Below are 14,380 nucleotides of genomic sequence, written 5' to 3'. Positions count from 1 at the left end.
GTTCGTATCGAGCAAAGTCGAAACGCCGCTCATGCCTGCACGGCGTCTTGACTTCGCTCGACGCAAACGGAAGAAGAGCGCGGAGGATCATCTGCGGGTCAGACGCGCATCAGCAGATGTTCGCGTTCCCAGCTCGACACCACCGACTGATAGTTGAAGAGCTCATAGTCCTTCACCGCGAAAAAAATTTCGAAGAAATCGTCGCCGAGCAGGTTGCGCACTTTCTTGCACGAGGCGAAGCGGTCGAGCGCGGCCTCCAAGGTGCGCGGCAAGGTGCGTGCGCGATTATAGGCGCTGCCGGTGATCGGCTTGGCCGGCACCATGCGATCGACCATGCCGATATAGCCGCAGACGAGCGAGGCGGCGATCGCGAGATAGGGGTTGCTGTCGGCGCCGGGCAGGCGGTTTTCAACGCGGCGATTGTTCTTGTCCGAAATCGGCACGCGGAACCCGCACGACCGGTTGTCTTCGCCCCACTGGACGTTGATCGGCGCCGCACTGTCGGGACGCATGCGGCGGAAGCTGTTCACATTGGGCGCCCACAAGGGCGAGATTTGCGGCATGTAGCGGACGAGGCCCGCGATATAGCTGCGGAACATCGCGCTATCCCGGCCGTTGGCGGTCGAAAACAGGTTCTTGCCGGTCGCGGCATCGACCACCGACTGGTGGATGTGCATCGCGCTGCCCGGCTGGCCCGCCATCGGGTTCGCCATGAAGGTGGCGTAGACGCTGTGCTGTTTGGCGACATTGCGCACCACGCGCTTGAACAGGAACACCTCGTCGGCGAGGCGCAGCGGATCGCCATGTTCGAAATTCACTTCGAGCTGCGCGGCGCCCATTTCGTGGATCATCGTGTCGATATCGAGGCCCATCAGCTCGCAATCGTCGTAGATATGATCGATGATATCCTCATATTCGTTCATCGCCTCCAGCCCATAGGGCTGGCTCGCGCTTTCGCTGCGCCCCGACTGGCCGATGGGCGGGGTGAGCGGGAAATCGGGGTCGGCGTTCTGCGAGACGAGATAGAATTCGACTTCGGGCGCGATGATCGGTTTCCAGCCCTTTTCGGCGTAGAGGCCGAGCACTTTCTTCAGGATCGTGCGCGGCGCGATGTCGACCTCGCTGCCGTCGCCGTTGAAGGCGTCTGCGATCACAAAGGCGGTCGGCGAGGTGAAACCGGGCGCGACGCAGATCGTGTCGGGATCGGCGATCAGATATTTGTCGGGGTCCTTGTCCCAGATATCGTCAATATCCTCCGGATAATGGCCGTCGATCGTGCAGATGAAGACGCTTCCCGGGATGCGCAGCGACTTGTCCTTCACCGATGACAGGAACTTCTTGGCGGGCAGCACCTTTCCGCGCTGCACCCCGTTGATGTCGGGGACGATACATTCGACTTCGTCGATATTATGGTCGCTGATCCATTGTTCCAGATTGACTGACATGCGCCCCCGATTGGGCCGAGGAGTCGACCCGTTGTGAAGGGGCCAGCGTATCGCAAGCTTTGGCGAAGCGCCAGAGGGGGACGCTATTCAGCCATTTCCGGCATATATTGATGCCCATTTCTTTGCCGGCGCAAAAGCGCGTTGTCTTTGCGGGCGAAGCGAAGCAATCTTGGGCCCGCGGCTATGTCCAAGGCCGGCGAGCGGCGACGGGTTTGTCCCCGGGGCCCGGTGGGGACTTCGCAATGACGATATCGGGAGACACGCTGCAATGAGAGGTGACAACGACCAGCTGGCAAGCTTCTGGATGCCGTTCACGGCGAACCGGTCGTACAAGGAGAACCCGCGCCAGCTCGTCTCGGCTAGCGGTATGTTCTACCGGAGCAGCGACGGGCGTGCGATACTCGACGGCACGTCGGGCCTCTGGTGCAGCAATGCCGGGCATTGCCGGCCCGAAATCACCGAGGCGATCGCGCAGGCCGCGGCGACGCTCGACTTCGCGCCGACCTTCCAGCTCGGGCATCCGTTGCCGTTCGAACTGGCGCGGCGGATCGCGGCACTGATGCCCGAAGGGCTCGACCGGATATTCTTCACGAACAGCGGGTCGGAATCGGTCGATACGGCGCTGAAAATCGCGCTCAATATCCAGCGCGCGAAGGGAGAGGGTACGCGCACCCGCTTGATCGGCCGCGAGCGTGGATATCACGGGACGGGCTTTGGCGGCATCAGCGTTGGCGGGCTCGTCAACAACCGCCGGGCGTTTGGCGGGGGGCTTCCCGGGGTCGACCATCTTCGCCACACGCACGATATCGGGCGCAACGCCTTTACGCGCGGATTTCCGCAGCATGGCGCCGAGCTTGCCGACGACCTCCAGCGCCTCGTCGACCTGCACGGCGCCGAGACGATCGCGGCGGTGATCGTCGAGCCGATGGCGGGATCGACCGGCGTGCTGATCCCGCCGGTCGGCTATCTGCAGCGGCTTCGCGAGATTTGCGACCGGCACGGCATCATCCTGATTTTCGACGAGGTGATTACCGCATTCGGCCGCGTCGGCGCCGCGACGGCGTCCGAGGCATGGGGGGTGACGCCCGACATCATCACCATGGCGAAGGGCTTGACCAACGCCGCGGTGCCGATGGGTGCGGTCGCGGTGAAGCGCGAATTGCATGATGCGGTGTTGGACAGCGTCGTCGGCGGGATCGAGCTGTTTCACGGCTACACCTATTCGGGACACCCGCTCGCCAGCGCGGCCGGGCTCGCGACGCTGGACCTTTATGCCCGCGACGGCCTGTTCGATCGCGCGGGCGAGCTTGCGGCCTATTGGGAGGAGGCCGCGCACGCGCTGAAAGGGCGGCGCCATGTCATCGATATCCGCACCATCGGGCTGGTCGCGGGCATAGAGCTCGAACCGCGACCGGGCGCGCCAACGGCGCGGGCAATGGAATTGTTCCACGCCTGTTTCGACAACGGCCTGCTGGTGCGCGCGACCGGCGACATCATCGCATTGTCGCCTCCGCTGATCGTTGAAAAGCCTCAGATCGACGAAATGTTCGGACGGATGGCCGATTTGCTGGCCGCGATCGACTAGGTAGCGAGCGGGAAGGTCACCGACACGCGCGTGCCCTTGCCAAGTTCGCTCTCGATATCGAGCTGCCCCTGGTGGCGCTCGCTGATGTGCTTGACGATCGCGAGGCCTAGGCCGGTGCCGCCGACCGAGCGGCTGCGCGCCTCGTCGACGCGATAGAAACGTTCGGTGAGGCGCGGCAGGTGGTCGGGGGCGATGCCGTCGCCTTCGTCGCTGACCGCCAGCCGGACCCAGCGCCCCTCGCGCGTCAATTCGACCGTCACCGGTGTGCCCGCATGCCCGTATTTCATCGCGTTCGAGATGATATTGTGCGCAAGCTGTCCCAATTGCGCCCCGTCGCCCAGCATCGGCATCGGCTCCTCGCCCAGCCTGGCGACGATATCTTTCGCGCGCACCTGTTCGCTGTCGCGAAGCTGGGCAATGCTGGTCCCGACGATGGCCGCGAGATCGACCGGGGTGGTGGGGCGGCGAAAGCGGTCGGCTTCGACCCGCGAGATCGAGAGGAGGTCGATCACCAATTGTTGCATCCGTCCCGCCTCGCGGGAAATGATCGAAAGAAACCGGCTGCGCGTCGCCGTATCGGTCTCGCCATTCATGTCCTGCAGCGTTTCGACATAGCCGAGGATCGCGGCGAGCGGCGTGCGCAGTTCGTGGCTGGCGTTGGCAACGAAATCGGATCGCATCCGGTCGGCCGCGTCGATCGCTGAGCGGTCTGACAGGAAGATGATATATTCGCGGCCCGACAGGGCGGCTATCCGCATCGTCCAGCGCGCGCCGGGGCGCGGGAAGTCGATCAGGTTCACCATTTCGAGCGGCGTGCCGTCATCGATGCGCGACAGCCAGTCGGTCGCGGCGGGGTGCCGGATCGCGGTGCGGACGTCGGCACCGACGATGTGCCGGCCGAGCAGCCGGATCGCCGCGTCGTTGGCGATGGTGACGATATTGTCGGCGATGCCGAGCAGCGGCTCCTTTTCCTGATCGACCCAATGCGCGAAATCGGGATGGCGCAGCAGCGAAATCGTGGCTGGAACCGCAGACGGCGCGGCGCTGGTCGGCGGCGCGTCGGGAAGCGCAGCCGGAAGCGCGCTGTAAACGGTCGCGGCGGCGATGAAGCCCGTCAGTGCCATGATCGCGATCGACAGCGGATCGCCGCCCGTCAATGTTGCGAAGATCGCCGCGATGGCGACCAGCGTCAGCGCGATAACGAGGCTGGAAAGGCGGTCGAACATCGCGGGGATGCGTCGCACGAAGCGGACTGGATTCGCAAGGCTGTTTACGGTGATTAACCTCTGGACGGCGAATGTCCCAAAGCGGGAAGCGGCGAAGAGGGATCGGTCTTTTGCTTTTCCTTGGCGGTCCATTGGGTTATGCGCGTCCGATGGAAAAGAGCGAAATTCCCGCCGGTCAGGCGGCGGAAACGGAAGAAGCCATCCCCTCGCGGCGCAAGATGCTCGCGCTCGGCGCGGTCGGCGTGTCGGCGGCGCTGACGATCCGCCCCGCTTTCGCGCAGACGGCGGTATCGGTGATGAATTGCCAGATTCCGGTTCCCGCGCCGACCGCGGCGGGCAAGTTCATCGACCCCCAGGGCAAGCTGGTCCCCGCCGGCACGAAGGGCGCTTTTCCGGGGGCACCGCGCCCCTTTACCGGCGAAGAAGTGAAGCGGGCGTTTCGCGGCCAGACGCTGCCCGGCGCAACGTACAACCAGTCGCAGGCCTATCTTCAATATATCCGGCGCTTGCAGGCAGGCCAGAGCGGCTTTACCTGTTTCGCATCGATCACGACGTCGCGCTGAACTTCGCTCCTTTGATGCGATGGCGGTTCGGCCGCGTCGGCATGCAAAGGAAAATTCGTGAAACTAGCTTCGCTCAAAAAGGGTCGCGACGGCCGTCTCGTCGTCGTTTCGGACGACCTTGCCTGGTACGCCGATGCAGGCCAGATCGTGCCGACACTGCAGGCCGCGCTCGACAATTGGGCCTATGCCGCGCCGCGCCTTGCGGCGCTGGCCGAAGACCTCAACCATGATGCGATCCCGAAAGAGCGTTTTCACGAACGCGACGCGGCATCGCCATTGCCGCGCGCCTATCAATGGGCCGACGGCAGCGCCTATGTGAACCATGTCGCGCTGGTGCGGCAGGCGCGCGGGGCCGAGATGCCCGAAAGTTTCTGGCACGACCCGCTGATGTATCAGGGCGGCAGCGACCAGTTTCTGAGCCCACGCGATCCGATTCCGCTCGGCGACCCCGCGTGGGGCTGCGACATGGAGGCGGAGGTGGTCGTTGTGACGGGCGACGTGCCGGCGGGGATCGATCCCGTCGCGGCGCGGGAGAAAATCCTCCTTGTCGGCCTCACCAACGACGTATCGCTGCGCGGGCTGATCCCCGCCGAACTCGCCAAGGGGTTTGGCTTTTTCCAGTCGAAGCCGTCGAGTGCGATGTCGCCGGTATTCGTGACGCCCGAGGCGCTCGGCGAGCGCTGGAAGGACGGCAAGCTCCATGGCATCCTGTCGGTCGACCTGAATGGCGAGCCGCTCGGTCGCGCCGATGCGGGCGTCGACATGACGTTCGATTTCGGCGCGTTGATCGCCCATGCTGCGAAAACGCGCGACTTGGGCGCGGGGACGATCATTGGGTCAGGGACGGTTTCCAACCGCGGCCCCGACGGCGGCCCGGGCAAGCCCGTTGCCGCGGGCGGGGTCGGCTATTCCTGCTTGGCCGAAGTGCGGACGATAGAGACGATCGAGCACGGCGAGGCGAAAACGCCCTTCATGAAAAAGGGCGACACCGTCCGGATCTGGATGGATGACGACCGGCACCACAGCATCTTCGGGGCGATCGAACAGACGGTCGGCTGATTTCCCGCCGACGTCGGAAGCGGCACCGGCGCGAACCGGTGCCGCTCTGACTTTGCGAAAGCGGATTACATCGTATCGACGAGCGCGTCCTTGAGCGAGCAGGCCGCGGGCCCGAGGATCACGATGAACAGCACCGGCAGGATGAACAGGATCAGCGGCACCGTCATGATTGCCGGCAGGCGCGCGGCCTTTTCCTCGGCGCGCATCATGCGTTCGTTACGGAATTCGGCTGACAGCACGCGCAGCGCCGAGGCGAGCGGCGTCCCGTATTTTTCGGTCTGGATCATCGTCGTGACGACGCCCTTCACCGATTCCAGGTTCACGCGATAGGCCAGATTTTCGAACGCCTGGCGGCGTTCGGTCAGGAAGCCCAGTTCGATCGACGTCAGCGCGAATTCCTCGCCCAGTTCGGGATAGGCGCGGCCGAGTTCCTTCGATACGCGGGCGAAGGCGGAGTCGACCGTCAGGCCGGCCTCGGCGCAGATCACGAGCAGGTCGAGCGCATCGGGAAGGCCCTTGCGGATCGCGTCGGTCCGCTTGGACCGCTTGTTCTCGACGAACAGGTCGGGCGCCTTGTAGCCGAGGACGAGCATCGCCATCGTGAAGCCCGAGCGCTTCATCGGAGTCAGCGTCGGCCACATGTCGACCCAATAGATGAGGAAGGCCGCGACGCCGCCAAAAACGACGGGCAGGACCATGCGACCAAAGATAACCGCGACGGCCAGGTCTTTCGATCGGATACCCGCCTGCGCCAGCTTTTGCTGCACATCCTTGATCTGTTCTTCCTGCAGCACCTGGAGCTTGCCGAGGACGCTGCGCATCTTGTCCGCATGCTGGTTCTTGCGGACCAGCTTGGCGCGGCGCTTGGCGGTCGAGGCGGTGATGCCGGCCTTGAGCTGTTCGCGGCGGTCGTTGAGCGCCTTGACGCGTTTGGTCATCGGGTTGCGGACGGTCAGCGCGTTGTAGATGGCAAACAGCACCGCGAAGACGCCGACTGCGGCGAGCGCGGTCCCGGCCCATACGACGTCGATGCCGAGCAGCGTGGGGCCGCTCTGGGCTCCCGTAAAGGCCGAGGAAAGAAGGAGGCTGCTGTTCACGGATTTTGCCCCTTCAGATTTCGAAGCTGATCATCTTGGCCATGATCCCGGCGCCGATGCTCATCCAGATCAGGCCGCCGACACCGGCGATGATGAGACGTTGTTCATGGAAAAAGCCCGAGAGATATTCGGGGTTCATCGACCAGACGACGCCGAAAACGAAAAAGGGCAGCGCGCCGACGATATAGGCCGAAGCCTTCGCTTCCGACGACATGGCGCGGATCTTCAGCTTCATTTGCGCGCGCTTGCGGAGCACGTCGGACAGGTTCGCCAAGGTTTCGGCAAGATTGCCGCCGGTTTCACGCTGGATCGCGATCGTGATGCAGAAGAACTGGAATTCGGGAGTGCCCAGCATATCTGCCGATTCCTGAAGCGCGGCTTCCATCGTGTTGCCGATACGGATGCGTTCGACGACGCCCTTGAATTCTTCGCCCACGGGCCCCGGCAGTTCCTGGCTCACGACCTGGAAGGTCTCGGTAACCGGCAGGCCGGATTTGAGGCCGCGGACGAGCAGGTCGATCGCGTCGGGAAAGCGGGTATTGAATTGGGCAACCCGTTTCTTGATCGCGCGACCGACGATCAAATAAGGCAGGCCGAGGCTGAGCATCAACCCGACGAGACCCGCCATGAGCATCGGCGCGCGGACCGCCAGCATGCCGCCGGTGACGACCACGAAAAGCGCCATCGATGCGAACATATATTGGGTCAGCGTCCAGCCCTTGCCGGTGCGACGTATCCGCTTTTCCAGCTCCTCGCGGCGCGGCAGCAGGCTGGTCAGCGCGATTTCGCCCTTGCCGCCGGCCGACTGGATCGTCTTGCGCATCTGCGCCGCGACGACCGCTTCGGTCGATGCCGCGTGGCGATCGCGGACCATCGCCAGCCGCCGTGTCTTTGCCTTGCCGGCCGAAGGGCCGCCAAGCAGGACGACGAGGAGGGCAAAGGCCAGGAAGGCCGCCGCGATGATAAGGATGACTGGCAGATTCATGATCGGCTGATGTCCGCTTCTATCGCTGGAGGAGGTTACGACCCGTCAGGGGTCGTCACGCCGCCTGTTTCGCGCCCTTCTTTGTCATCAGGCCGAGCTTGCCGAGCAGCGACCCGCCCGACTTGCCCTTTGCCGTCGCTGCCTGGGCCTCTTCGGCTTCGATGTCGGCGCCGTCGAGGATCAGCCGCGTCAGATTGTTCCACACCTGCGCCGATTTCGTGCCCTTGCAGATTTCGGCATAGGATTTGCCGAGCTTGGCCGACTGGCTCACCAGTTTCGGATCGAACGGAACGACGATGTCGATCTGGCGTTCGATCGAGGATTCGAATTCCTTGCGCGACAATTCGCCGACCGCATTCTGGAACTTGTTTGCCACCAGCACCACGCGGGCGCCCGGGACATTCTGTTTGAACCATGACAGCAAGCGGATGGTGTCGCGGGCCGCAGCGAGCGTCACATCGCTGACGAGCAGGATCGTTCCGACTTCCGACACGAGGTGCGGGAAGGGGATCAGCACCTGGCGGGGAAGGTCGACGATCGTCATTTCGAACGCGCCCCGCAGTTCTTCTTCCAACTGGAAAAAGGCCGAACCGTCGGTCATCACCGGCTGGTGGATCGGAGCTTCGGCCGACAGCAGGCTGAGCTTGTCCGACGCGCGCACCATCGCGCGCTCGATGAACAGGCCATCGATGCGACTGGGATTGTCGATCGCGTCGATCAGGCCGCGTCCGGGTTCGAGGTCGAGCGTCAACGCGCCCGTGCCGAAGTGGACGTCGAGGTCGAGCAGCGCAGTCTGGCGCCCGGCCTGTTCGCTGATCGCCCAGGCAAGCGAGGTCGACACGAGCGATGCGCCGACGCCGCCGCGCACGCCGACGACCGCCATCATATGGTGCGGTTTGTCGTCATGCATGTCGGCGTGCTTCGGCGCCGACAGCATGGCCTGCGCCATGGTCAGCGATTCGCGCACCTGTTCGAGCGACAACGGCTTGAGCAGATAGTCCTGGATTCCGCTCGACAGAAGATCGCGATACAGGCGAACGTCGTTCACCTGGCCCGCGGCAATCACGACCGTGCCGGGTTCGCAGACTTCGGCAAGCGCGTTGATGTCGTTGATCGGGTCACCCGATTCCGACATGTCGACGAAAAGGATGTTGGGGCTGGCCGACACCGAGAGCGACTGCACCGCGTTGCGCAGGCCGCCCTTGTTGCACTTTTCGACGGGCCAACCCATCTCGTTCGCTGCTGCCCGGATCAGCTCCAGCGTATCGTCGTCGCAGACGAAGGCGTTGAAGGGGTCACGCAGTCCGGCCATTTTGAAAGGGGCGTTCACTGGCTGTCCTCCTTGCTGGTCGCCGACGATTTCAGATCGCCGGCACCGGTCTGCGGCTTTTCGCGATAGGTCTTGATCGCGCGCGTCGCTGCGGACGGGTCGGTCCGGTTGCTGCTGGCGCCCTTGATCAGATCGTTCGGGTCGGCAACCATGGCGGCGAGGTTGCTGTTCGTCGCGCAGCCATAGTTGGACGAAGTCGAGTTGGTGATGTTGATCGCCGATTTGCTGTCCCAATTGGGGCAGCCGGGAACCGAGGCCGTGGCGCGCGTGACGACCACGCGCATATAGCCTTGCGGCACGGCGCCGGTGGTGACCGGGACGTCGTCGCTCAGCAGCAGCCCGCGGCGTCCGACCATGGAACGGACCGTGGCCTGCGCCGAACCGGAGCCATAGACCGACGGATCCTCGATCGCGATGCGGTCGCCGTAGCGAACGCCCATGGCGTCGAGCCAGCCCTGCAGGCGGCCCTGTTCGCTGGGGGCGAGTTCGCCGTTCGAGAGCGCGACATCGAACTGATAGATGTTGTTGCGCACGACCGGCTGGTGCACCGATTCGAGGCTGGTGTTGCTATAGGCGGCGCCCGTGCATCCAGCGAGCGACGTGGCCAGAGCCAGGATCGTCCAAGTTGCGATTTTCTTCATCACTTTGCTCCTGAAATCCAGCGCGTCACTTGATGCTGAAGCCGGGCGATGCGTCGCCGGTGCCCCGCGGGCGGTCGGCATCGCCGACGTCGGTGTCGAGACGCGGCTTCGGCCGGTCGCCGCCCGTCACGCCGTTGCTTTCCTGGTTGAGCAGGAGGCGCGCGATATCGTTCGAATTCTGATAGGCGTCGGTCGGCAGCTTGATGTCGTTCGCCGAGACCGGGTTGACGAGATAGGGCGTCACCACGATCACCAACTCGGTCTCGCCGCGGCGGAAATTGTCCGATTTGAACAGGGTGCCGAGCAGCGGAACGTCGCCGAGGCCGGGCATCTTGTCGATCGCGCCGATCGAGCGATTGTTCATCAGGCCGGCGATCATGAAGCTTTCGCCCGAACCGAGTTCGACCGTCGTTTCGGCACGGCGGATCGTCAGCGCGGGGATTTGGAAGCCTTCCATCTCGATCGCGCCTTCGGTCGACAGCTCCGAAACTTCGGGACGAACGCGCAGGCTGATGCGGCCGTTCGACAAGACCGTCGGCGTATAGGCGAGGCTGACGCCATATTTGCGATATTCGATCGTCGTGCCGGCAAGATTGCCGGGGATGGGGATCGGGAATTCGCCGCCCGCGAGGAAGTCGGCCGTCTCGCCCGAAATCGCGGTCAGGTTCGGCTGCGCGAGCGTCACGACCATGCCCGAGCGTTCGCCCATGTCGAGCGAGGCGATCAGGTCGAGCCCGAAGAGGCGCCCGGCGCCCGCGATGCTGCGGATGCCGGCGGGCGTGGATATCCCGTAATTCGTGCCGAAGGTGGTGCTGTTGATCGGCTGCCCGGTAATCGGATTATAGGGCGTCGGCACCGTGTTCGGCGGGAAAATGGCGGTCGGCGCGTTGGGATAGGTTATTTCGCCGGCCGAGCGGCCGCCGAAAACCCCGCCCAGGAAGCCGTTGCCGAGCGGACCGTCGCGGTCGCGCGTCAGCAGGTTGCCGCTGATTTCCTTGACGAGCGTGCGGTTCACTTCGGCGATGCGGACCTGCAGATTGACTTGCAGGGGCGTCGCGGTGCGAAGGCGCGAAAGGACTTTCGTCCCTTCGCCGACAAAGGCCTGGACCAGCAGTTCGGCTTCGGCGACGTCGTCGGGCGACTGGACCGTGCCGGTGAGCAGCACAAAGCCGTTCATCGTGTTGGCCGAGATGCTCGCCTCGGGCATCGCCAGCGAGAGCATCTGGTCGATCGTTTCGATATTGTTGCCGACGCGAGCGACGGTCGAATAGACGACCCGGCCGCTGGCGTCGGTGGCATAGATGCTGGTTTCGCCCGGCGCCTTGCCGAAGATATAGAGCTGGCGACCCGAACGGACCTGCACATCGGCCACTTTGTCGTCGGCGACGAACACGTCCGACATCGACGCCGGAAGGCTGATGAGGCGTCCGCGACCGACCGACAGGTCGATGCTGCTGCTGGCGTTCTGTGAGGCCTGCGCCGCAGCCTGCTGCGACGGTGCCGACACGAGCGCGGCTGCAACGAGGCCGATGGCCAGGGTGCGCGCCAGGGCGGCCGCCTTGAAATTGGCTTTGCTGTTCATCTTACTTACCCCCAACCGGGACTTCGGTAACCTTGTCGCCGCGGGTCACGCGAACGACTGGCCCGCTACCGAGTGCCGACCCATTGCCCGACGCCGAAATCGGCGCACTGCTTACCAGCGGCTGCTGCCGCCCACCGCCGCCGACGCGACCGCCAACCGGAACCCAGAAGCGCGAGACGTCGCCGCCGGTGGTCGCCGATTTGGCGGTCGTCGGACGAGCTTGGGCCTGCGCCAGCATTCGGCGTTCGGCCGCTGCACCGCCCTTTTCGGGAACATTGACGTCGCCCGATGCGATGGCGGCTTCGAGCTCGCCGGTGCTTTCCGCGAGCGGACGGAGCGCGAGCGACAATTTGCCCATGCTCTGCGCAACCGCGATGCGTTCGGCGAGTTCGGGCGTTGCCTCGAGCGTCACCGAGCCGAAGGTGCGAACCGGGGTCTTGCCCGTTTCGTCCTCGGCATCGTAGCGCTGGTCGGTGGCAAGCACGCGAACGTTGCGAACGATGGTTTCGGCGGTGAAAAGCTGTTCGTCCGGATAGGAGCTGCCTTCCTTGACCTCGATGGTCTGGGCAAGCAGCACGTCGACGCGGTCGCCGGGGAAGACGAAGCCCGCGACGCCCTGTTCCTGGCTGACCTTGACCGTCACGGCACGCATGCCCGGGCCAAGCGCCGCCGCGAGGAAGCCGCGATCGTCGGGATGGACGAGTGCGCCCTGCGTAAGCGGCTGGCCGGCGGTGATCGGATAGCGGACGACGGTGCCGACCAACGTGTTCACGTCGGTCTTGTCCTTCATGAAGTAGGCCTTTTCGACCAATTCCTTCGGCCAGGGCTGAAACCGGAAGCTGTCGGGGCCGATGATCGTGCCCACCGGCAGCTGCCGCGTTGCAACGAGGATCATCGGGCCGGTGATTTCCGGTGCCGCGGCTGCACGAGCCGGCGGAGCCGATGCTCCGCGCATCATCTGGTTGACTCCGAACGCCGCACCGATCGCAATGACCAGCGCGCCGACGATCAGCATAATCTTTCGCGTATCCATGACGATTTTTCGCCTCCTACACCAACCGGAAACGGCGGTGCTTGCCCTCAGGCCGAACCGATAGCCTGAAACTGGTTAAGATATTGTTGGTGAAGCGCCCACAGGCCCGCAGCAGCGATCGCGACCCCATAGGGGACCTCGACCGGTTTGTCCGAAGGGCGCAATTTCATGTGGATAAGCATCACCGCCGACAGGATGCCGCCGCCGATGGCCATCACCATCAGCGTCGGCAGGAACAGGGAAAGCGGGATCCAGAGCATTACCGCGCCGATCATTTTCACGTCGCCGCCGCCCATCGCACCGACCGCGAACAATCCGGCGAAGACCAGAAAGACCGCAAAGGCGGCGCCGAACTGGAGCGCCATCCCGGGCCACGGGGCGAGGCCGCTGGCGATCCAGAACGGAATGGCGAGCAATGCGATGGCCGCGTTGAGTTCGTTCGATATGGATCGCGACCGGAGATCGCTGATCGCCGCGGCGATCATCATCAGTCCGAGTATGGCCATCAGGCCAAGCGAGATCGTGCCGCTATCCATCGGCCCGCTTCTACGGATTATGGCTTACCAAAGAGTAACCATGTCCGCGGCGCGGCCGGCATGGCTTGCATTCGCCGGGACAGCCGATATGCGGCGGGCATGATCGACAAGCTGCCCTCTGCCACCGACGTGCTGATTGTCGGCGCGGGCATCGCGGGCGCGAGCCTGGCGGCGGCGATTGCGCCCTGGCGCCGGGTGTTGCTGGTCGAGGCGGAGGAGGCGCCGGGCTATCATGCGACCGGACGCTCCGCCGCTTTCTGGCACGAAAGCTATGGCGGCGCCGGGGTGCAGCCGCTGTCGGCCGCTTCTTTCGACGCGTTGGACAATCCCGACGGCGATTTTTCCGATCGCGGCTTCCTGTCGCCGCGCACCGCCCTGACGCTGGGGCAGCGATCCGACGCCGCCGCGGTCGATGCCTTCACGGCCGAGTTCCTCGCCAAGGGGGTGGCCGTATCGCGCGTGGGCCGCGCCGAAATCGCCGCGAAAATTCCCGATGTGCGGTCCGAATGGACCGAAGCCGCTTTCGAAGCGGCGTGTAGCGACATTGACGTCGGCCGGCTTCATGCGGCCTATCTGCGCGCCGCGCGGCAGGGAGGGGCGCTGCTGGCGAAGCGCGCTCCGCTCCGTTCCGCACGGCGGATGGGTGACGGCTGGGATGCGACGGTCGGCGAAGATCATGTCCGGGCGTCGCTGATCGTCAACGCCGCAGGAGCGTGGGCCGACGATGTCGCCGTCGCTTGCGGCGTCGCGCCGCTGGGCATCCAGCCCTATCGCCGCACCGTGGTCCAGCTGCGGCTCGGCGTGCCGGTTCCCGCCGACCTGCCGCTGGTCGTGCATGTCGGTGGCGAATTCTATTTCAAGGGCGAGAGCGAAGGGCGCATCTGGCTCAGCCCGCACGACGAGACGCCGACGGGCCCGCACGATGCCGCGCCCGAGGAATATGATGTGGCGGTTGCGATCGACCGGCTACAGTCGGTCGTCGATTGGCCGGTCGCCGCCGTGGAGCGCAAATGGGCGGGGCTGCGCAGCTTCGCCCCCGATCGCAACCCCGTTTTCGGCGCCGACGCGGCCGAGCCCGCCTTTATCTGGTGCGCGGGGCAGGGCGGCTTTGGCATCCAGACTTCGCCGGCGATCGCGGCGCTGCTTGCGGCGCAGATTGGTGGCGCTCAACCGGAGGGCGCGATCGGCAAGGTCGATCCGCAGCCTTATAGCCCTGCGCGTTTTGCCAAAGGCGTCTAGCGGGTTGCACCCGCAGTCCGACGGCTTAACATGGTGGCGTCGCGTCACCCCCGGCGCGG

Annotated in this window: 13 protein-coding genes; 4 read left to right on the top strand and 9 right to left on the bottom strand. The window is 64.7% G+C overall.

Annotated elements, in window-relative coordinates; genetic code table 11:
- Positions 1-98: 98 nt before the first annotated feature.
- Positions 99-1,445 carry a glutamine synthetase family protein gene (locus ATE71_RS08430; protein WP_058803028.1) on the bottom strand — a complete coding sequence of 449 codons (1,347 nt, stop codon included), beginning with the start codon at positions 1,443-1,445 and terminating at the stop codon, positions 99-101.
- Positions 1,446-1,713: 268 nt separating this feature from the next.
- On the opposite strand from ATE71_RS08430, the gene ATE71_RS08425 reads away from it, so the two are divergent.
- Entirely contained in the window at positions 1,714-3,030 is a 1,317-nt protein-coding gene (locus ATE71_RS08425) for an aspartate aminotransferase family protein (protein ID WP_058803027.1), read from the top strand.
- Here the strand turns inward: ATE71_RS08425 and ATE71_RS08420 are convergent.
- Positions 3,027-4,274 (bottom strand): sensor histidine kinase, encoded by a 1,248-nt coding sequence (locus ATE71_RS08420; RefSeq protein WP_235587965.1) that lies wholly within the window; start codon positions 4,272-4,274, stop codon positions 3,027-3,029. The two genes, ATE71_RS08425 and ATE71_RS08420, sit on opposite strands and share 4 nt — an antisense overlap.
- 131 nt (positions 4,275-4,405) lie before the next feature.
- Between ATE71_RS08420 and ATE71_RS08415 the strand changes: the two genes are divergently transcribed.
- Positions 4,406-4,819 (top strand): hypothetical protein, encoded by a 414-nt coding sequence (locus ATE71_RS08415; protein WP_058803025.1) that lies wholly within the window; start codon positions 4,406-4,408, stop codon positions 4,817-4,819.
- Positions 4,820-4,876: 57 nt separating this feature from the next.
- Complete coding sequence (locus tag ATE71_RS08410; RefSeq protein WP_058803024.1) at positions 4,877-5,878, top strand: fumarylacetoacetate hydrolase family protein; 1,002 nt, start codon at positions 4,877-4,879, stop codon at positions 5,876-5,878.
- Positions 5,879-5,943: 65 nt separating this feature from the next.
- Here ATE71_RS08410 and ATE71_RS08405 read toward each other — a convergent pair whose 3' ends face one another.
- Genes ATE71_RS08405 through ATE71_RS08375 form a run of 7 tightly spaced genes read right to left on the bottom strand, consistent with a single transcriptional unit; the run spans position 5,944 to position 13,082 of the window.
- Positions 5,944-6,975, bottom strand: coding sequence for a type II secretion system F family protein (locus ATE71_RS08405; RefSeq protein ID WP_063132295.1), 1,032 nt, complete (start codon positions 6,973-6,975; stop codon positions 5,944-5,946).
- A gap of 13 nt (positions 6,976-6,988) precedes the next feature.
- A complete protein-coding gene (locus ATE71_RS08400; RefSeq protein WP_058803023.1) occupies positions 6,989-7,960 on the bottom strand; it encodes a type II secretion system F family protein in 972 nt (323 codons plus the stop codon).
- A 55-nt stretch (positions 7,961-8,015) separates the two neighbouring features.
- Positions 8,016-9,290, bottom strand: a complete 1,275-nt coding sequence (locus tag ATE71_RS08395; protein ID WP_058803022.1) for a pilus assembly protein CpaE — start codon at positions 9,288-9,290, stop codon at positions 8,016-8,018.
- Positions 9,287-9,931, bottom strand: coding sequence for a CpaD family pilus assembly protein (locus ATE71_RS08390; RefSeq protein WP_058803021.1), 645 nt, complete (start codon positions 9,929-9,931; stop codon positions 9,287-9,289). Before ATE71_RS08390 ends, ATE71_RS08395 begins: the two co-directional genes overlap by 4 nt.
- 25 nt (positions 9,932-9,956) lie before the next feature.
- Positions 9,957-11,513, bottom strand: a complete 1,557-nt coding sequence (locus ATE71_RS08385) for a type II and III secretion system protein family protein (protein WP_058803020.1) — start codon at positions 11,511-11,513, stop codon at positions 9,957-9,959.
- 1 nt (position 11,514) lies between these two features.
- The gene (gene cpaB, locus ATE71_RS08380) at positions 11,515-12,546 is read right to left on the bottom strand and encodes a Flp pilus assembly protein CpaB (RefSeq protein WP_058803019.1); all 1,032 of its coding nucleotides are present in this window, start codon (positions 12,544-12,546) and stop codon (positions 11,515-11,517) included.
- A gap of 47 nt (positions 12,547-12,593) precedes the next feature.
- On the bottom strand, positions 12,594-13,082 hold the full coding sequence (locus ATE71_RS08375) for a prepilin peptidase (protein ID WP_058803018.1): 489 nt from the start codon (positions 13,080-13,082) through the stop codon (positions 12,594-12,596).
- Between the two features lie 99 nt (positions 13,083-13,181).
- Between ATE71_RS08375 and ATE71_RS08370 the strand changes: the two genes are divergently transcribed.
- On the top strand, positions 13,182-14,321 hold the full coding sequence (locus ATE71_RS08370) for an NAD(P)/FAD-dependent oxidoreductase (protein ID WP_201022933.1): 1,140 nt from the start codon (positions 13,182-13,184) through the stop codon (positions 14,319-14,321).
- Positions 14,322-14,380 lie beyond the last annotated feature (59 nt).

Source organism: Sphingopyxis sp. H115, assembly GCF_001468465.1.
In the GTDB taxonomy this organism is placed as follows: Bacteria; Pseudomonadota; Alphaproteobacteria; order Sphingomonadales; family Sphingomonadaceae; genus Sphingopyxis.
Note: the sequence above shows the minus strand (reverse complement) of the source record. Positions and strands in the feature narration are given on the sequence as shown.